21 protein-coding genes are annotated in these 18,136 nt (G+C 71.7%); 12 read left to right on the top strand and 9 right to left on the bottom strand.

Annotation, left to right across the window (positions count from 1 at the left end; genetic code table 11):
• Nucleotide 1: 1 nt before the first annotated feature.
• Nucleotides 2-811, top strand: coding sequence for a type III pantothenate kinase (locus tag ABZX75_RS12255; RefSeq protein ID WP_355410086.1), 810 nt, complete (start codon nt 2-4; stop codon nt 809-811).
• 44 nt (nt 812-855) lie between these two features.
• On the opposite strand, the gene ABZX75_RS12250 is transcribed toward ABZX75_RS12255, so the two are convergent.
• Nucleotides 856-1,083 carry a hypothetical protein gene (locus ABZX75_RS12250; protein ID WP_355410085.1) on the bottom strand — a complete coding sequence of 76 codons (228 nt, stop codon included), beginning with the start codon at nt 1,081-1,083 and terminating at the stop codon, nt 856-858.
• A gap of 237 nt (nt 1,084-1,320) precedes the next feature.
• Between ABZX75_RS12250 and ABZX75_RS12245 the strand changes: the two genes are divergently transcribed.
• Both ABZX75_RS12245 and ABZX75_RS12240 read left to right on the top strand, forming a co-directional pair.
• The gene (locus ABZX75_RS12245) at nt 1,321-2,445 is read left to right on the top strand and encodes a DUF5937 family protein (protein WP_355410084.1); all 1,125 of its coding nucleotides are present in this window, start codon (nt 1,321-1,323) and stop codon (nt 2,443-2,445) included.
• A gap of 219 nt (nt 2,446-2,664) precedes the next feature.
• Nucleotides 2,665-4,218 carry a M28 family metallopeptidase gene (locus ABZX75_RS12240; RefSeq protein ID WP_355410083.1) on the top strand — a complete coding sequence of 518 codons (1,554 nt, stop codon included), beginning with the start codon at nt 2,665-2,667 and terminating at the stop codon, nt 4,216-4,218.
• A 129-nt stretch (nt 4,219-4,347) separates the two neighbouring features.
• Here the strand turns inward: ABZX75_RS12240 and ABZX75_RS12235 are convergent, their stop codons facing one another.
• The gene (locus ABZX75_RS12235) at nt 4,348-5,406 is read right to left on the bottom strand and encodes an SAM-dependent methyltransferase (protein ID WP_355410082.1); all 1,059 of its coding nucleotides are present in this window, start codon (nt 5,404-5,406) and stop codon (nt 4,348-4,350) included.
• Nucleotides 5,407-5,512: 106 nt separating this feature from the next.
• Here ABZX75_RS12235 and ABZX75_RS12230 point away from each other — a divergent pair, with 106 nt between their 5' ends.
• Nucleotides 5,513-6,709 carry a sensor histidine kinase gene (locus ABZX75_RS12230; RefSeq protein ID WP_355410081.1) on the top strand — a complete coding sequence of 399 codons (1,197 nt, stop codon included), beginning with the start codon at nt 5,513-5,515 and terminating at the stop codon, nt 6,707-6,709.
• 17 nt (nt 6,710-6,726) lie between these two features.
• Nucleotides 6,727-7,395, top strand: coding sequence for a response regulator transcription factor (locus ABZX75_RS12225; RefSeq protein ID WP_355410080.1), 669 nt, complete (start codon nt 6,727-6,729; stop codon nt 7,393-7,395).
• Between the two features lie 85 nt (nt 7,396-7,480).
• On the opposite strand, the gene ABZX75_RS12220 is transcribed toward ABZX75_RS12225, so the two are convergent.
• From ABZX75_RS12220 to ABZX75_RS12210, 3 genes are all read right to left on the bottom strand, one after another.
• Nucleotides 7,481-7,645: a hypothetical protein gene (locus ABZX75_RS12220; protein WP_355410079.1), complete on the bottom strand. Its 165-nt coding sequence runs from the start codon at nt 7,643-7,645 to the stop codon at nt 7,481-7,483.
• Nucleotides 7,646-7,696: 51 nt separating this feature from the next.
• Nucleotides 7,697-8,716: an Rv2578c family radical SAM protein gene (locus ABZX75_RS12215; protein ID WP_355410078.1), complete on the bottom strand. Its 1,020-nt coding sequence runs from the start codon at nt 8,714-8,716 to the stop codon at nt 7,697-7,699.
• An 80-nt stretch (nt 8,717-8,796) separates the two neighbouring features.
• Entirely contained in the window at nt 8,797-9,762 is a 966-nt protein-coding gene (locus ABZX75_RS12210; protein ID WP_355410077.1) for a WYL domain-containing protein, read from the bottom strand.
• Between the two features lie 102 nt (nt 9,763-9,864).
• Between ABZX75_RS12210 and ABZX75_RS12205 the strand changes: the two genes are divergently transcribed.
• Both ABZX75_RS12205 and ABZX75_RS12200 read left to right on the top strand, forming a co-directional pair.
• On the top strand, nt 9,865-10,326 hold the full coding sequence (locus tag ABZX75_RS12205) for a VOC family protein (RefSeq protein WP_355410076.1): 462 nt from the start codon (nt 9,865-9,867) through the stop codon (nt 10,324-10,326).
• Nucleotides 10,327-10,353: 27 nt separating this feature from the next.
• Nucleotides 10,354-10,809, top strand: coding sequence for a VOC family protein (locus ABZX75_RS12200; RefSeq protein ID WP_355410075.1), 456 nt, complete (start codon nt 10,354-10,356; stop codon nt 10,807-10,809).
• Nucleotides 10,810-11,220: 411 nt separating this feature from the next.
• Here ABZX75_RS12200 and ABZX75_RS12195 read toward each other — a convergent pair whose 3' ends face one another.
• The 3 genes from ABZX75_RS12195 to ABZX75_RS12185 all read right to left on the bottom strand — a co-directional run bounded on the left by ABZX75_RS12195 (nt 11,221) and on the right by ABZX75_RS12185 (nt 13,834).
• Complete coding sequence (locus ABZX75_RS12195; RefSeq protein ID WP_355410074.1) at nt 11,221-11,553, bottom strand: hypothetical protein; 333 nt, start codon at nt 11,551-11,553, stop codon at nt 11,221-11,223.
• A 173-nt stretch (nt 11,554-11,726) separates the two neighbouring features.
• Complete coding sequence (locus ABZX75_RS12190) at nt 11,727-13,013, bottom strand: PH domain-containing protein (protein WP_355410127.1); 1,287 nt, start codon at nt 13,011-13,013, stop codon at nt 11,727-11,729.
• Nucleotides 13,014-13,342: 329 nt separating this feature from the next.
• Complete coding sequence (locus tag ABZX75_RS12185; protein ID WP_355410073.1) at nt 13,343-13,834, bottom strand: PH domain-containing protein; 492 nt, start codon at nt 13,832-13,834, stop codon at nt 13,343-13,345.
• A 31-nt stretch (nt 13,835-13,865) separates the two neighbouring features.
• On the opposite strand from ABZX75_RS12185, the gene ABZX75_RS12180 reads away from it, so the two are divergent.
• From ABZX75_RS12180 to ABZX75_RS12165, 4 genes are all read left to right on the top strand, one after another.
• Nucleotides 13,866-15,008, top strand: a complete 1,143-nt coding sequence (locus ABZX75_RS12180; RefSeq protein ID WP_355410072.1) for an NADH-quinone oxidoreductase subunit D — start codon at nt 13,866-13,868, stop codon at nt 15,006-15,008.
• A gap of 56 nt (nt 15,009-15,064) precedes the next feature.
• Nucleotides 15,065-15,907, top strand: a complete 843-nt coding sequence (locus ABZX75_RS12175; protein WP_355410071.1) for an arylamine N-acetyltransferase — start codon at nt 15,065-15,067, stop codon at nt 15,905-15,907.
• Between the two features lie 28 nt (nt 15,908-15,935).
• Nucleotides 15,936-16,151 (top strand): hypothetical protein, encoded by a 216-nt coding sequence (locus ABZX75_RS12170; protein WP_355410070.1) that lies wholly within the window; start codon nt 15,936-15,938, stop codon nt 16,149-16,151.
• A 91-nt stretch (nt 16,152-16,242) separates the two neighbouring features.
• Nucleotides 16,243-16,632, top strand: coding sequence for a hypothetical protein (locus tag ABZX75_RS12165; RefSeq protein ID WP_355410069.1), 390 nt, complete (start codon nt 16,243-16,245; stop codon nt 16,630-16,632).
• A gap of 30 nt (nt 16,633-16,662) precedes the next feature.
• On the opposite strand, the gene ABZX75_RS12160 is transcribed toward ABZX75_RS12165, so the two are convergent.
• Nucleotides 16,663-17,475 (bottom strand): LysR substrate-binding domain-containing protein, encoded by an 813-nt coding sequence (locus ABZX75_RS12160; protein WP_355410068.1) that lies wholly within the window; start codon nt 17,473-17,475, stop codon nt 16,663-16,665.
• Between the two features lie 58 nt (nt 17,476-17,533).
• Between ABZX75_RS12160 and ABZX75_RS12155 the strand changes: the two genes are divergently transcribed.
• Nucleotides 17,534-17,929 carry a DUF5997 family protein gene (locus ABZX75_RS12155; RefSeq protein WP_355410067.1) on the top strand — a complete coding sequence of 132 codons (396 nt, stop codon included), beginning with the start codon at nt 17,534-17,536 and terminating at the stop codon, nt 17,927-17,929.
• The last annotated feature ends 207 nt before the right edge of the window (nt 17,930-18,136 follow it).

Here is an 18,136-nt window from a genome sequence, read left to right as displayed (position 1 = left end):
GGTGCTCCTCACCATCGACGTAGGCAACACCCAGACCGTCCTGGGCCTGTTCGACGGTGACGAGATCGTCGAGCACTGGCGCATCTCGACCGACCCGCGCCGCACCGCCGACGAGATGGCGGTGCTGATGCAGGGCCTGATGGGCATGCACCCGATGCTCGGCAACGAGCTGGGCGACGGCATCCACGGCATCGCGATCTGCTCGACGGTTCCGTCGGTCCTGCACGAGCTGCGCGAGGTCACCCGCCGCTATTACGGCGACGTCCCCGCGGTGCTCGTGGAGCCCGGCATCAAGACGGGCGTGCCGATCCTCATGGACAACCCGAAGGAGGTCGGCGCGGACCGCATCATCAACGCGGTCGCGGCGGTCGAGCTCTACGGGGGCCCGGCGATCGTGGTCGACTTCGGTACGGCCACCACCTTCGACGCGGTGTCGGCGAAGGGCGAGTACGTGGGCGGGGTGATCGCCCCGGGCATCGAGATCTCCATGGAGGCCCTCGGCGTACGGGGCGCCCAGCTCCGGAAGATCGAGCTGGCCCGCCCGCGCAACGTGATCGGCAAGTCCACGGTCGAGGCGATGCAGTCGGGCGTGCTCTACGGCTTCGCGGGGCAGGTCGACGGGGTCGTCACCCGCATGGCCAAGGAGCTGGCCGGACCGGGCGGCGACCCGGACGACGTCCGCGTCATCGCCACCGGCGGCCTGGCCCCGATGGTCCTCGGCGAGTCCTCGGTGATAGACGACCACGAGCCGTGGCTGACCCTGATCGGCCTGCGCCTGGTCTACGAACGCAACGCGCCGAACTTCGCGTAGCGGGGCGACCGCGCCCGGCCCGGCCGACGGGGCCGGGGCGGGGCTCAGCTGGCGCGGGGGCGGGCCCGGGCACGGGCGCGTCCCAGGAGCCGGCGCAGGGCGGCCCGCCAGGGGTGGCTGGCCGGCCGGCCGGCCAGGACGGCCCGGAACTGCTCGTACGACCGGGCCGCGCGCAGCACGGCCAGATCGTCCCGGCCCGGCGGCGGGGGCAGCGGGGCGCCGTGCTGGGAGGCCCGGTAGGTGTCGATGAGGTACTGCTCGATCGCGCTCATACGCCCCAGCCTCACCCCGTCGGCGGCATGGGCGCGCGACGATTGACGCCTCCCGTCAATCGGCCCCGGGGGCCCGCGCCGCCCGGGGCCGTACGGTCGCCGGGCGGTCTCCCGACGGAGGCGGTCACGGGCCGGCGGGCCCACTCGGACGGCTGCGCCGGGGCTCCCCCGTCCGGCCGGACGCCGCGCCGCGCACCGTCCGCCGCGGGGCGGGCGTCGCCCCGGCAGAATGGGGCGATGAGCGTCACCATCGACATCGCCGGGCTCCCCACCGAGCGGATCGCCTTCGCGCCCTCGCCGCTCGCGGAGCTCTGCATGGCCCTGCACGCGCTGTCCCAGCCCGCGCATCACCCCGGGCTCAGCTCCTGGACCAACGCCACCGCCGCCGGCCTCGATCCGTGCCTCGCCGACCGGCTGCTGGAGGGCGACTTCATGTGGCGGAGCTCGTTCTCCGACATCTTCATGGCCTTCGCCCAGATCCCCGGCGGGACCGGCCTGCCGGCCGCGACCCTGGCGGAGGAGCTCGACGTACTCGACCGGATGGACGACGAGCAGTTCGTGATGGCCGCCCTGGAGCACTGCTGGCTGGCGCTGTACAACGAGGGCGGCGGACCCTCGCCGCTCAAGGACCCGGCCGCCCGGGCCAAGGCGCTGGAGACGGCCGCCGCCCGCGGGCCCCGGCAGCTGGACTTCTCCCTGCGGCTGCTGGACGATCCCGCCGCCGTCCGCGTGTGGCTGCGGCGGCTCCTGGAGGACTGTGACGAGGCCTTCTTCGCCGAGACCTGGAAGCGCATAGAGCCGGGCCAGAGCGCCGACGCCCGGCACAAGACGCAGGTGCTGCGCCACAAGGGGCTGCGGACCACGCTGAAGGAGGTCTCGTCCGCGCTGAGCGTGGACGAGGAACTCACCACCATCACCGCCGACAAGATGGTCAACGGGTCGACGACCGCCACCGATCCCCGAATAGGCGCCGGACTGGTCTTCGTACCGACCCACTTCGGCTGGCCCCATCTGCTGGTGCTGCACGCACCGGGCTGGCGCCCGGTGGTCCACTATCCGCTCGGCTCCCCCGAACTGGCCTCCGCGCCCGGCTCGGTGGAACTGCTCCAGCTGCGGATGGAGGCGCTGGCGCATCCGATGCGGATGATGCTGTGCCGGAGTCTGGCCCGGGCCCCGTACACGACGAGCGAACTGGCGACCGTGTACGGGATCACCGCGCCGGAGGTGTCACGGCACCTGGCGGTCCTGAAAAAGGCCGGTCTGCTGCATACGCGGCGCCAGGGGCGTTATGTCCAGCATCAGTTGGATCTGGGTGCGGTCGCCCGCATCGGATCGGACTTCATCGAGGGCATCCTCCGCTAGACCGACGGCCGGTCCGCACCGATATGCGGAATTCGTAAACCGGAATCAGTGAAAACTCTGGCCAGGGCGGCCCTTTGCTGTTTAACGTGCGTCCACCACTCTCCCGCGCACCGCGTATCGCGTGCTACTTCCGCCCGTCTGCTCGTATTTGTCGCGCTTCGTGCTTCTCGTGCTTCTCGTGCTTCTCATGCTTCTCGTGCTTGTCGTGGAAGGATCTTGATGCCCTCACGTCGTATAGCCGCCGCAACCGCCGCCCTGGCAACCGCGGCCCTCGTCTCCCCGCTGCTGCTCGCCGGACCCGTCGGCGCCACCGGGAGCCCGCAGAGCGACGCCGCCCGGGGCGACGCGCTGGCCAGGAAGCTGGTCAAGGAGGCGACCGGTAAGGGCGCCTACAACCACCTGAAGGTCCTGCAGTCGATCGCCGACTACAACAACGGCAACCGCGTGGCCGGTTCCAAAGGCCACGAGCAGTCCGCCAAGTACATCGAGGCCGTGATGCGGGCGGCCGGCTACACGGTCACGAAGAACGAGTTCGACTTCGTGTACGTCGAGACGATCGCCGAGAAGCTCACGGTGAACGGCTCCGCCGCCCGCGACATCCCGATCAAGCTGATGACGTACACCGCGAGCGGGCCGGCGGACGGCGTGACGGCCCAGGTCGCCGTCGCCCCGGTCGACGCGGACGGTACGAACGGCTGCGAGCCCGGCGACTTCGCCGCCGGCACCTTCACCGGCAAGATCGCCCTGGTCAAGCGCGGCGGCTGCCCCTTCGCCGCGAAGCAGGCCAACGCGGCGGCGGCCGGCGCGGTCGGAGCGATCATCTACAACAACACCGAGGGCGCCCTGAACGGCACCCTCGGCGACCCGAACGCCGGCAAGGTCCCCACCGGCGGCATCACCCAGGCGGACGGCGAGAAGCTCGCCGCCGACGCCACGGCCGGCCCGGTCGAGGTCACCCTCGACATCCGGCAGCTGCGCGAGAACCGCAAGACGTACAACGTCATCGCGGAGACCCGCGGCGGTGACGCGGACAACACCGTCTTCCTCGGCGCGCACCTCGACTCCGTCGCGGCGGGCCCGGGCATCAACGACAACGGGTCCGGCTCGGCCGGCATCCTCCAGGTCGCGCAGCGCCTCGCGAGCAGCCAGACGAAGATCAAGAACAAGGTCAAGTTCGCCTGGTGGTCGGCGGAGGAGTTCGGGCTGCTCGGCTCCGAGGCGTACGTCGCCGGGCTGACGGACGAGCAGAAGAAGCAGATCAAGCTCTACCTGAACTTCGACATGATCGCCTCGCCGAACGCCGCGTACTTCGTCTACGACGGCGACGACTCGGACGCCACCGGCGCGGGCCCCGGCCCGGAGGGCTCCGCCCAGCTGGAGAAGGGGATCACCAGCTTCCTCGACTCGAAGAACATCCCGCACGAGGGCACCGACTTCTCGGGCCGCTCGGACTACGGTCCGTTCATCGAGGTGGGCATCCCGTCCGGCGGTACGTTCACGGGCGCCGAAGGCATCAAGACGCCGGCGCAGGCCGCGAAGTTCGGCGGCGAGGCCGGTGTCGCGTACGACGTGAACTACCACGGCGCGGGTGACGACATCACCAACATCGACCAGAAGGCGCTCGACATCAACGTCGACGTCATCGCGGACGCGGTCGGCCACTACGCGCACGACCTGGCCCCGCTGACGCAGCCGGTCGTCTCGGTGCCGTCCGACGGCACGGGCAGCGGCGGCGGCCTGCACGAGGGCCACGACCACGACGTGACGGAGTAACCCACCACGGCTCGACGCCGGCGAGGCTGTCTTCAGCCTCGCCGGCGTTCTCGCGCGGGGCCCCGGGCGGAGCCGCCGGACCGGCACAGCCGGGAAGGGGCGGGAGGGCGACGGCCCCGCCGGACCGCCTCAGCCCCTCCGCTCGGGCCAGGGCGTAATGCCCACCGGCTGGACCAGCCAGCCGAAGTCGCCGAGGCCGCCGCGAGCCGTGAGTTCCGCCGCCTCGCCCGCCGTGGCGAGGGCGCGGACGTACGCCGCCGGGTCCGTCGACGCCAGGGCCAGCGGGGGGCGGGCGCCCGAGACGCCGAGGGCGGCCAGCGCCTCGCGCTGGGTCAGCAGGGTCGCTCCCGTGCTCGCTTCCGTGCCCGTGCCCGTGCTCGCTCCCGTGCCTGCGCCCGGCCCGGCGCAGGCGGCCGCGCAGGCGTCCAGTGCCACGTGGGCCGTCACATCGCAGCTGCCGTCGGGGACCGGCGGCACCTCCCGCCCCCCGCGAAAGCCCGTCAGCGTGCCGTACGGGGGCCTCGCCTCCCGGGTGTGGGAGTAGTCCACCGCCACCGCCAGCCCGCGCTCCAGGGTCGCGACGGCCGCCGCCCAGGCCTCGTCACGCGGCCGCCCGATCTCCGCGCGGCCCCCGCCCGGCCACCACCGGTCCAGCCACACCCGGTCCTCGCCGTCCACGCGCCCGCCCGGGCTCTCCGTACCGTCCCGCGCGACCAGGACGTAGCGCCCGTCCTCGGCGACCTCCAGGGGGACGTTGTCCAGCCATTCGTTGGCGAAGAGGAGGCCTGTCGTCCGTTCGGGTGCGGCGCCGACCCACCGGATCCGCGGGTCGAGGCCGGCGGGCCGCTCCGCCCGTTCCACCGCGTACGGGCGCACCCGCGAGGCCACCTCCGGCTCCAGCGCGGCGAGCACCCCGGCCAGCAGTTCCCCCCGCCCGGCCCCCATGTCGACCAGGTCCAGCCCCGGCGGGTGCCCGAGCCGGCCGTCCACCCACCGCAGCAGCCGGGCCACCGCACCCGCGTACAGCCCCGAGGCATGCACCGACGTGCGGAAGTGCCCGGCGGGACCCGGCCCGCCCGGACGCACGTAGAACCCTCCGGGTCCGTACAGCGCGGCCTCCATCGCCACCCGCCACCGAACCGGACCTGCGCCTTCGCCTTCGCCTTCGCCTTCGCCCTGAGCACTCATCACACGAAGGCTATGCTCAGCCTCCACCTTGCGGAGTACACCCCCGGGCACGGATCGCACCTGTGGTTGACTCCAGCACCTATCTTCCTTCCCTACTCTGGGTTACGTGCAGCGCCTCTACGACTTCCTCCGCAGACACCCGACGGGCGTCGACAGCTTCTGGGCTGTCCTGCTCTTCGGGCTGTCCATGCTGATGGTCGCGGGCAGCATCGACGGCGCGGCACAGCGGCTGCTCGCCGTCCCCTCGGTGGTCGCGCTGTCCGTGGCCGTCGCGCTGCGCCGCAAGTGGACGCCGCAGATGTTCTGGCTGGCCGTCGGGGCCGGCGCCTACCAGCTCGCGGCAGGCGTTCCCGTGCACTTCGGCGACTTCGCCATGCTCGTCCTCCTCTACACGGTGGCGGCGGCCGACGTATCGCGCCGCCTCTCCCGGCTCGCGCTCGCCATCGGCCTGGCCGCCGCCCCCCTCTACGCCCTGCGCTTCCCCGTCGACAAGGGCCGCGCCACCGAGGACCTCCTCTTCACCCTCTTCCTGGTCGTCCCCTTCGCCCTGGCCTGGGTGATGGGCGACTCCCTGCGCACCCGCCGGGCCTACTACGCCCAGCTCGTCGAGCGGAACCAGCGGCTGGAGAAGGAGCGCGAGGCCCAGGCCAAGGTGGCCGTCGCCGCCGAGCGCGCCCGGATCGCCCGCGAGCTGCACGACGTCGTGGCGCACAACGTCTCGGTGATGGTGGTCCAGGCGGACGGCGCCGCGTACGTCATGGACGTGGCGCCCGAGCAGGCCAAGGAAGCCCTCCAGACCATCTCCGGCACCGGACGTCAAGCGCTCGCCGAAATGCGCCGGCTGCTCGGCGTGCTGCGCACCGGCGAGCCCCAGGAGTCCGAGGACTACGTACCGCAGCCGGACGTCGAGCAGATCGAGGTCCTGGTCGAGCAGGTACGGGCGGCCGGACTCTCGGTGGACTTCGAGGTCGAGGGCGCCCCCCGCCGGCTGCCCAGCGGCGTCGAGCTCACGGCGTACCGGATCGTGCAGGAGGCGCTGACGAACACGCGCAAGCACGGCGGCCCGGACGCGACGGCCAGCGTCCGGCTGGTCTACTTCGACGACGGGCTCGGTCTCCTGATCGAGGACGACGGCCGGGGCGCGGCCCACGAACTGTACGAGGACGGCGGCGCGGACGGCGCCGGACACGGCCTGATCGGCATGCGCGAGCGGATCGGTATGGTCGGCGGGACCCTGGAAGCGGGCCCGCGCCCGGGCGGCGGCTTCCGGATCAGCGCGCTGCTCCCCCTGAAGAAGAATTGACGAGGACGAGGTAATTGATGTCCATCCGAGTGATGCTGGTCGACGACCAGGTGCTGCTGCGCACCGGCTTCCGGATGGTGCTGGCCGCACAGCCGGACATGGAGGTCGTCGCCGAGGCGGGCAACGGCCTGGAGGCGCTGGAGGTGCTGCGGGCCACGAAGGTGGACGTGGTGTTGATGGACGTCCGGATGCCGAAGCTCGACGGGGTCGAGGCGACGCGGCGGATCTGTGAGCCGGAGGAGCACCCGAAGGTCATCATCCTGACCACCTTCGACCTGGACGAGTACGCCTTCTCGGGTCTGAAGGCGGGCGCGAGCGGCTTCATGCTGAAGGACGTCCCGCCGGGCGAGCTGCTCTCGGCCATCCGCTCGGTGCACAGCGGCGACGCGGTCGTCGCCCCGTCCACGACGCGGCGGCTGCTGGACCGCTTCGCCCCGATGCTGCCGTCGAGCGCGCAGGAGCCGCAGAACAAGGAGGTCGAGCGGCTGACGGAGCGCGAGCGCGAGGTCATGCTGCTGGTGGCGCAGGGCTTGTCGAACGGTGAGATCGCGGCCCGGCTGGTGCTGTCCGAGGCGACGGTGAAGACCCACGTGGGCCGCATCCTGACGAAGCTGAACCTCCGCGACCGCGTCCAGGTGGTGGTCCTGGCGTACGAGACGGGCCTGGTCCGCGCGGGCGGCCGCTGACTTCCGGGGCCGGCCCGCTCGGACGGCTTCGGGCGCCGGCCGACGCCCGAAGCGGAACGCTGTGTTCGTGCGGCTGCGGCGGGGATCAGTACCGTCGGACGTACTCGCAGCCCGGCAGAACGGCGTCGAGGTTGGACGGGTCGGCGATGACGACATCGAAGCCGAAGCCGCATTCGACCCGGCCGAAGCCGCCGTTGCGGGTCGGCGGGCGCGGATCCGGTAGAGGATCCGCCCTCCGCTCGCTACCCATGAATAATCTCGGCGCTACTTCCAGTGCCCTGAAATCAGGTAGGTGAGCCGCTCAGAACAGGGCGTCTTGGGTGAGGGCAGGGCCGGCGGGTGAAGGCGCATCGCAGCGCGAGCCGGGGGGACGGGCGGTGTTCAGGCCGTGCTCCTGTGCCAGCTTCGTCACCTGCCGGGTGATGCGCTGCTGGTAGTGGGCGGGCGCGTACGCCTTGTCCCCGTACAGCTGTTCATAGCGCGGTACGAGGTGGGGGTGGTGGCGGGTGAGCCAGGACATGAACCATTCGCGTGCTCCGGGCCGGAGGTTGAGTACCAGGGGTGTCACCGAGTCCGCTCCGCAGGCGGCGATGTCCCGGACGGTGGCGCGCAGTTGTTCGGGGTGGTCTCCGAGGTAGGGGATGACCGGTGCCATGACGACGCTGCAGCTGATGCCGTGTTCGGCCAGTCGGCGTACGGCCTGGAGGCGGCGCTGCGGTGCGGGGGTGCCCGGTTCCAGAGTGCGGCACAGCTCGCGGTCGGTGGATCCGACGGAGAGCGCGATCTGTACGTCGGTGACGGCTGCCGCCTGTTGCAGCAGCGGCAGGTCGCGCAGGATGAGGGTGCTCTTGGTCAGCAGTGAGAAGGGGTTGGCGTGGTCGCGCAGTGCCGCGATGATGCCCGGCATCAGGCGGTAGCGTCCTTCGGCCCGCTGGTAGCAGTCGACGGTGGTGCTCATGGCGATGTGTTCGCCGCGCCAGGTGCGGGAGGCCAGTTGCCGGCGCAGCAGTTCGGCGGCGTTGACCTTGACGATGATCTGGGAGTCGAAGTCGGCTCCGGTGTCGAGGTCCAGGTAGCTGTGGGAGGCGCGGGCGAAGCAGTACACGCAGGCGTGGGAGCAGCCGCGGTAGGGGGCGAGGGTCCATCGGAAGGGCATGCGGGAGGCGGCGGCTTCGGGGATCCGGTTCAGGATCGTCCTGGCGTGTATCTCGTGGAAGGTGATGCCGCGGAATTCTGGTGTGTCGAAGGTGCGCGTGGTGATCGTTTCCGCGTCGAAGAGGGCGGCGTCCTGGGGGCGCGTGGCCAGGTTGTCCCAGCGCATGAGGTCTCCTTGGGCGGTGCGGGGCCGCCTTTTGCGTGACGGGTGCGGGGCGGCCGGCTGGGTTCTGTGTGTGGTGGGGGTCATGGCTGCGCTGCTCGGGCTGTTCTGCGGGCGAGGGCCTGGAGGTAGTCGCGGACGGGCTGGTCGGCGTCGAGGGTGTAGTCGGCGTCGATGCGGGTGAGAAAGACCGCGATGCGGTTCAGGCTGTCGCCGGAGAGGTCGACGGTGCAGGTGTGCTCGGTGAGCACTTCGATCGCGCCGAGGAGTTCGCCTCGCGTGCGGGTGCGAACGGTGGCGGCCGCCGCTTGGACGGTGGCGGTCGCGTGGTAGCGGGCGGGGGCCGCATTGATGCGGCTGATCACGTAGGCGGCCGGGTCAGCGGCGGGCAGCTCGCGCGCGGGGGCACGGTGTCCGGTCGGGGTCGCGGTGGTCAGCCGGTCCAGGCGGTAGACGCGCCAGTCGCCGCGATGGGTGTCGTAGGCGATCAGGTACCACAGCCCCACCGCGGTCACCAGGCTGTGCGGCTCCACCCGGCGCGGACCGGATGCGCCGTGGCGCGAGGCGTAGTCGAAGGTGACGATCTCGTGGTCCCGGCAGGCGGAGGCCAGGACCGCGAGGGTGGCCGGGTCGATACGGGAACGCGAGGGTGGGCGGTGTACCGCGGTGACGGTGTCCTGGAGGGCGGTTACGCGGCTGCGCAGCCGCGCGGGCAGTACCTGTTCGAGTTTCGCCAGCGCCTGCAGGGCGGTGTCCTCCATGCCGGTCAGGCCGCTGGTGGCGGTCCGCAGTGCCACCGCGATGGCGATCGCTTCGTCGTCGTCCAGGAGGAGGGGCGGCAGGTCGGTGCCGGAGGTGAGGCGGTAGCCGCCGGCCGTGCCGTAGCCGGATTCGACCGGGTAGCCCATGGTGCGCAGCCGGTCGATGTCGCGGCGCACGGTGCGGACGGTGACCTCCAGCCGGTCGGCCAGGTCCGCTCCGGGCCAGGTACGGCGCGTCTGGAGCAAGGACAGAAGCCGCAGGAGCCGGGCAGGGGTATCACTGGTCATGCCTTCATGTTTGCGGTGGTGGAGGACAGCTTCTGTCCTCCGTGACCTCTAGCGTGGAACATGTCGCAGCAAGAGCGGCGAAATCCACCAAAGGAGACAAGCATGGTGAATCCGATTCCCGACGGATACCCGCGGGTCAGCCCGTTTCTGGTGGCGACCCCGGCCGCGGAGGCGATCGCCTTCTACAAGGACCTCTTCGGCGCGGCCGAGCGTCTCGTCGTTCCCCAGCCGGACGGCAGGATCAACCACTCGGAGCTGCAGATCGGCGACTCGGTCATCTTCGTGGTCGATGAGAACGCCGAATGGAAGATGCGCGACCCCTCCCGCGTCGGCGGCACACCAGTGCCCATCCACGTGTGGGTCCAGGACGTCGACGGCATCTTCCAGCGCGCGATCAAGGCCGGAGCCGAACAGGTCTACCCCCCGACCGACATGTACCAGGGCGACCGCGGCGCCTCGTTCACCGACCCGTTCGGCCACACCTGGTGGATCGCCGCCCGCATCAAGGAATACAGCCCAGACGAGATGGACCAAGCCATCACCCAGGCCCTCGGCAACGCCTGAGAACCCCCCGCAGAGAAAGGAGCGATCATGGTCCACTGGCAGAACACCGACTACCAGCTGGTCATCCCCTGGATGGCCGTCACACCCGCCAACGAGGCGATCTCCTTCTACCAGGACGTGCTGGGAGTGAGCGAGCGCACCCGCATCGAGGCCGGCGGCAAGCTCATCCACTCCGAGCAGATGGTCGGCGACAACGTCATCATCATCAGCGACGAAATCCCCGAGATGGGCATCCTCAGCCCAAAGACGGCAGGCGGCACCCCGGTGACCGTCTGGATCCAGGTACCCGACTCCGAAACCGTCTTCGACAAGGCCGTCAAAGCCGGCTGCAAGCCGACCTTCCCGATGACCACCATGCCCTACGGAGACCGCGCAGGCGGCTTCACCTGCCCCTACGGCCACAACTGGTTCATCGCCACCCACATCGAGGACGTCTCCCCCCAAGAGATCCAACGACGCATGCAGGCCGAACCGCAAGCCTGACCACAGCCGGCCGAACGCTCACCAGCCGGAATACACCGCACAACGCAACCAGACCCACCCCTCGGGCGCATCGTTACCGGCCGGCCCGCATCAGGGCGGACCACCGCCCACAACGGCGCCGACGCACCGTGAGATGCGGACCGATGAACCCGCCCGGACACACGAAACGCCGGGGACAGCACCGGCGAGAAGTGGCCAAGCTTCCGGGGCGGACACACCACCCCTCCACCCGGCTCATCCGCCGCAGCCACCGCTGACACGCCCCAGAACCGCACGTGCTGACTCCGTTGCGCCGGGCCGCCGGGGCCGGCCTGGTCCCGGGGCTGCAGCGCCTCCCACATCCGTGATCATCCCGTCACGCGTACGTAAATTCGGCGGTGGTGAGGAGGGTGATCACTCGCATGCCGGTACCTAGTCCACACCCCTGATCTTCCAGGTGGTCGGGAGGAACTGGGCAATACCTTCTGCGCCCTTCGACAAGTCGACTTCGGGCAGGTCGGCGCCTCCGCACTGGTTGAGGGCGCCGCCGAGGGGCAGTCCGGCGAGGTTGCCGTTGGCGGCTCCGGTTCCGTGGGCGGTGGTTCCGGCTGCGTGGGTGGCGTGGTGGTTGGCGCAGCTGGTGCCGAAGGCGGGGGAGAGGAAGTCGCCGATGCCGCCGGCGGATGCCGGCGAGGCCGATGCCAGGGCCGTACCCGTGGCCAGTGCGGTGAGAGTGAGCACGGTGGTGGTCTTACGTGCGGTCATGGCCTGCCGAACGAGAACCGTGCCCGGCAGGTCACTGGGGTGCTCGCCCCGGCGCGGGTCCGAACGGTGCGCGGCGGCAGATCCGAGGCCATCGATGGGGCAATCACTCGTCCAGCCGCCCTCCCGCCTGCTCCGGCAGCTCGCGCGTCCGGCCCGCGCCCCAGCCCCCGGTGTCACGTCATCCAGCGGTCCGGCCGGGCCGACGCCCGTGAGGTGTGGGAGCGAGCCGCCTGGGCGGGCAGCAGTTCGGCGGCTTCGGCCGCGGCGCGCAGGCGGGCGGTGACCGTGCCGTTCGCGCCGGTGTCGACGTGGACGTCGGCCACGCCGCGGGCGCGTTCCCAGGGGCCCTGGCTGAGCCGGACGCTCTGCACCTTCGCGTGCGGGACGATCTCCGTACGGCGGCACAGGCGCCCGCGCCGGGCCGCGAACACGTCCGGGGAGACGGCGAGGGCGTAGCCCTTCCACCACACCGGGACCACCCACCGCGACCCCGCGCGCGGGGAGGGGGTGAAGGCCAGGCCGGCCAGGTCCACCCCCGGCAGGACCCGCGCGACCACCGCGTACGCGGCCGCCCGCGTGGCCACCGGGACGAGGACGTCGTTCTTCGAGCCCGCCACCGCGAGCTCTACCCGGACCCAGCCGCGCCGCCGCCACAGCAGCGGTTCCACGATCCGTACGGTCTGCACGCGCCCCGGCGGCACGGTCTCATGGGCCCGGTCCAGCAGTCCGTGGTCCAGGCGCAGCCCGTCCGGGGACTCGGCGACCGTCCAGTCGTACTCGGCGAAGAAGCGGCCCGCGGTGCCCGCCCAGACCCCGCCGAGGACCGGGAGCAGCGTCACGGCGGCCGCCCACAGGTTCTCGCTGAGCCACCACACGACCACCGGTCCGGTGAGCCCGCCGATCAGCGCCGTCCAGACGCCGAGGCTCAGCAGCAGCGACGCGGCGAGGTCGCGCGGGCGCACGCGCAGCAGCTCCCGTTCGGGAGCCTCGCCCAGCTGTACCGCCTCGGCGGGGGCGAAGCCGGCCGCGCGGGCGAGGAGTTCGGCGCGCAGGGCGACCGCCTCCTTCTCCCCGAGGAAGGCCAGCTCGTCCTTGTCGTCCGTACCGATGACGTCGAGCCGCAGCTTGGCGACCCCGACCAGCCGGGCCAGCAGCGGCCGCGTGACATCCACCGCCTGGATGCGGTCCAGCCGGATGTGCGCGGTGCGGCGGAAGAGCAGCCCGCTGCGGATGCGCAGCTCGGTGTCGGTCACGGCGTAGTGCGTGACCCACCAGCTGAGGAATCCGTACAGGCCGAAGACCAGGACCAGCCCCGCCAGCCCGGCCACGCGCAGCAGGACGGACAGGTCCGCTATCCACTCGCCCGCCTTGTCGCCCTGCTGGGCTATCACGCCGACGGTCGCCGCGATCGGCACCCAGGCGCGGCGCAGCGGGGTGAAGGGGTGCAGCCGGCGTTCCATGACGACCGGCTTAGAGGCCGGCTCCGCGGCGGACTCGGTGGCGGACTCCGCGGCGGACTCGGTGGCGGACTCCGCGGCGGACTCGGTGGCGGACTCCGCGGCGGACTCGGTGGCGGACTCGGTGGCCGGCTGCGCGGCGGGCTCTGCGACCGGCTGCTGCGCGGCGGGCTCTGCGGCGGGCCGCGGGGCAGGCTGCCCGGCCGGCAGGTTCACGGCCCCGCTCGGGGACGCGCTCCCGGCCGGGCCCGGGGACCCGCCCCGCGACTCGCCCCGCGACTCGCCCGGAGATGCGCCCGCAGGGTCCCGCACGGGTTCGGTCGCCGGCTCGCTCACAGGCCCGCCGACCTTGCCTGGCCGAGCTCGGTGAGACGGTCCCGCAGCCGCTCCGCCTCGGCGGGCACCAGCCCCGGGATCTTGGCGTCCGTCGCCGCGGCCGCCGTGTGCAGCTGTACGGAGGCCAGCCCGAAGCGCCGCTCCAGCGGGCCCGAGGTCACCTCGACCAGCTGCATCCGCCCGTACGGGACCACCGTCTCCTCCCGCCACAGCACACCCCGGCTGATCAGCAGGTCGTCCGCGCGTTCGGCGTAGCGCCAGGAGCGCCAGTTGCGGCCGAGCAGCACCCAGCCCCAGGCCAGGACGCCCAGCCAGAACGCGCCGAGGGCCGCCCACGCCGGTCCGGCCGTCAGCCCCGTCACGACCCCGGTCACCACGGCGAACAGCGTCATCCAGATCACCAGCAGCAGCCGCCGCAGAGTGAGCAGCCCGCCCGGCAGCCCCACCCAGTCGGTTCGGCCCGTCTCACCCGTTGTCCCGGTTTCCATACGTCCACCCTAGGGCTGAGACAATGCCTCCATGACGGAGACCACGGTCGGCATCGGCGGTGCGGCGGAGAGCACCGACATGGTGCTCAACATCGGACCCCAGCACCCTTCCACTCACGGCGTGCTGCGCCTGCGCCTCGTCCTGGACGGGGAGCGGATCGTCAGCGCCGAGCCGGTGGTCGGCTATATGCACCGCGGCGCCGAGAAGCTCTTCGAGGCCCGCGACTACCGCCAGATCGTGATGCTCGCGAACCGCCACGACTGGCTGTCCGCGTTCTCGAACGAGCTCGGCGTGGTCATGGCGGTCGAGCGGATGCTCGGCATGGAGGTCCCCGAGCGGGCCGTGTGGATGCGGACCCTGCTGGCCGAGCTGAACCGGGTGCTGAACCACCTGATGTTCCTCGGCTCGTACCCCCTCGAACTGGGCGGAATCACGCCGATCTTCCACGCGTTCCGCGAGCGCGAGGAGATCCAGGCCGTCATGGAGGAGATCTCCGGCGGCCGTATCCACTACATGTTCAACCGCGTCGGCGGCCTCAAGGAGGACCTCCCGGCCGGCTGGCTCGGCCGGGCGCGCGCCGCGATCGCCGACGTCCGCACCCGCATGGACGTGTACGACAACCTGGTCCACGGTAACGAGATCTTCCGCGGCCGCACGCGGGGCGTCGGCGTCCTCTCCGCCGAGGCCGTGCACGCGTACGGGGTCTCCGGCCCCATCGCCCGCGCCTCCGGCGTCGACTTCGACCTGCGCCGCGACGAGCCGTACCTGGCCTACGGCGAACTCCAGGACGTCCTGAAAGTGGTCACCCGCACCGAGGGCGACTGCCTGGCCCGCTTCGAAGTCCTCCTGGACCAGACCCACAACGCGCTCGACCTCGCCGTCGCCTGCCTGGACCGGATGGCGGAACTCCCGCCGGGACCGGTCAACCAGCGCCTGCCCAAGGTCCTGAAGGCACCCGAGGGCCACACGTACGCCTGGACCGAGAACCCGCTCGGCATCAACGGCTACTACCTCGTCTCCAAGGGCGAGAAGACCCCGTACCGGCTGAAGCTGCGCAGCGCCTCGTACAACAACATCCAGGCCCTGGCGGTGCTGCTGCCGGGGCAGCTCGTCGCGGACATGGTGGCGATCCTGGGCTCGCTGTTCTTCGTGGTCGGTGACATCGACAAGTAGCGTGCCCACCACGCCGTTTGCCCGGAAATCCGGGCGAGCGCGCCTAGGCTGAGCGCATGACCTCTGGCATATTCGACGGCTATCTGCGGCAGCTGGGCATCACCGATCCCGGTTCGCCCTCCGCCGAGGCGCTCTTCGCCCTCCAGCGGGCCCATTTGGAGCGCGTCCCCTACGAGAACATCGACATCCAGCTCGGCCGGCCGCCCGGCATCGACCCGGAGCTGTCGGTACGGCGCTTCGCCGCCGGGCGCGGCGGCTACTGCTTCCATCTCAACGGGGCCTTCGCCGCGCTCCTCGACCATCTCGGCTACGACGTCACCCTCCACCTCGGCGGCGTGTACGAGGAGGCCGACGCCCTCGGCGTCAACGGCAACCACCTCGCGCTGACCGTCCGGGTCGACTCGGCCGCCTACCTCGTGGACGCGGGGCTCGGCGACGGGCCGTACGACCCCCTGCCCCTGCGCGAGGGCACATACGACCAGGGCGGTTTCTCCTACGGCCTGGAGCCGTTGGCGGGCCCGGAGCCGGGCTGGACCTACCGCAACGCAGACGGCCCCTTCCCGGTGATGAACTTCCGGTCCGCTCCCGCCTCGATGGACGACTTCGCGGCGGAGCACCTGCGACTGTCCACCGCCGAGGACTCGCCCTTCATCGGCACGCTGGCCCTGCTGCGCCGCGACGCGGACGGCATCGACGTGCTGCGCGGCCGGGTCCTGACCCGGATCGACGCGGCGAAGGGGGCGAGCAAGCGCGAGCTGACCACACCGGAGGAGTTCTACGAGGTCATCTCAGGCCTCTTCGGGCGGGAGCTCGACGACCTCACCCCAGTGGACCGGTCGGCGCTGTGGGCCCGCGTATGCCGGGCCGACGCGGCGTGGAGGGCCGACCGGGAGGGCTGATGTCGGTGCGGCAGGGCAGACTTGGGGCATGTCCCACTCCCCCCGTCGGGCCTGCCCCGCCTGCGGCCGCGACTGCGCCGTCACCGCCGGCCGGATCGCCCGCCACGACCCTCCCGCCGGGCGGGGCCGCGGCGAGCTGGTCTCCTGCCCGGGCTCCCGGGCCCGGGTGATGCTCGGCGCGTCGGCGCCGACGCTGGACGGCTTCGTCCTGTCCGAGCACCCCGGACAGCTACCGCTGTTCTAGGCCGTGGGAGCTCGGCGCGTAGGTACGGGGGCCGCCGGGACTGAGTACCCGCACGGATCCCCGTACGGCCGCCGCGCGACAGGATGGCGGCATGTCCTCGACGCCACGGCCCGCCCCTGCCGCCTCCACCACCGGTACGGCCCCGGCCGGGACGACCGCCACGACCGGTACGACCGGTACGGCGCCGTCGTCCGAGACCGCGATGCGGATCCGCAAGCACTCCGGGATCGCCGCCGCGCTGTTCCTGCCCGCCCTCGTCGTCGCGAAGGTCCTGCTGCTGACCACCGAGACGGGCTCACGCTGCCTGGTGCAGGGCGGCTGCGCGCCCTTTCCGCACGATGCCTTCGAGGCGCTGCTCGTCGCCGTGGCGGTGTCCGTCGCGGTGACGATGGCCGCGCCGGACCGGGTACGCCGCGCCGCGCTCGCCGTACAGCTGCTGCTGGAGGTCGTGGCCGTGGGTGTCGTCCTGTCGTATCCCTGACCGGCCGGGCGTCCTACCCGATCGCGCGTCCTACCGGCCGCGGGGCTTCCCCCGCTTGGCGCCGCCCTTGGGACCGCCCTTGGCGCCGCCCTTGGAAGCACCCTTCGCGCCGCCCTTCGCACCGCCCGAACCGCCGCGGGCGCTCTTGCCGGCCGCCTTTGCGGCCCCGGGCTTCTGCCGAGCGCCACCACCCGTACCGGCGTGCCTGCCCTTCGGCTGCGGGGGCGTCGGGGGACGCCCGCGGGTGCTGTTGACGGTCCGGCCGCGGACGATCCCGATGAACTCCTCCACCAGGTCGGTGGTCTCGTCCTCGGGCCACGACAGCGCGATGCGCGACTCGGGGGCGTCCGACAGCGGCCGGTACGTGAGGTCCCTGCGGTGGTACAGGCGGGCCAGCGACTGCGGGACGACGAGCACTCCCACCCCCGCCGCGACCAGCTCGACGGCGTCCTCCGTCGTGGCGGGGCGCTCGATCGCGGGCCGCCCGGGCAGGCTCTCCCAGCCGAGGGTGTCGTCGAGGGGGTGCAGCACGATCTCGTCGGCCAGATCCGCGGCGGACACCTCTTCGACGGCCGCCACGATGTGGTCCTTGGGGACCACGACCACGGTCGTCTCGGTGTAGAGGGGGATCGCGCTGAGGTCCGCCCCGTCGACCGGCAGCCGCAGGAAACCGGCGTCGGCGCCGCCGCCGCGCAGCAGGCCGGACGCTTCGGCGGCGGGCACCGCCACGAGGGTCAGTGGGACGTCGGGCAGCCGCTCGTTCCAGATCCGCACCCACTTCGTGGGCGTCACCCCCGGGACGTACGCGAGCCGGAACGAAGGGGATACTTCCGAGCCTGTCACTCCGCCAGGTTACCGGTCGTGGTCGGCGGAATCGCACACGCTCGATACTCTTGGCACCATGACGTCGCACCAGACCACCCAGACGATGAAGCCCGCCACGGCTGCCAAGAAGCTGGGTGTGTACCTCGAGGCCACCCCCGCCGAGTTCCAGGAGGGTGTCATCTCGCGCACCGAGCTGAGTGCCCTGCAGGCCGATCCGCCGGAGTGGCTGCAGGAACTGCGACGCAACGGCCCCCACCCCCGGCCGGTGGTCGCATCGAAGCTCGGCATCTCCATCGCGGGTCTCGCCCGTGGCGGAATCACCGAGCCCCTCACCACCGAGCAGATCGAGGCCCTGAAGGCCGAGTCTCCCGAGTGGCTCCAGAAGGAGCGCGCCACCCAGGCCGAGGTCCGCAAGGAAGCGGTGCGCATCAAGGAGATGAAGGAAAAGAAGGCGCAGGAGAAGAACGCGTAGCGAGGCGGCGACCAGCCCCCGCAGCACGCGTTCCTCCCGTCCCCCCGCTTCCTCCCCGACCCCTCCCGCCTCCTCGATCGCGGCGATCTCGGTGATCTCGGTGATCTCGGTGATCTCGGTGATCTCTGCGCGAGGCCGGGGTCGGCTCCCCGGTAGTCGGTCGTGGCGAGCACGTCCAGCACGGCGCGGTGCTGCCGGTACGCCTCC

Source organism: Streptomyces sp. NPDC003038 (genome assembly GCF_040611115.1).
Taxonomy (GTDB): domain Bacteria; phylum Actinomycetota; class Actinomycetes; order Streptomycetales; family Streptomycetaceae; genus Streptomyces.
The sequence above is the reverse complement of the archived record's forward strand: the minus strand, read 5'-3'. Positions and strand labels throughout refer to the sequence as shown.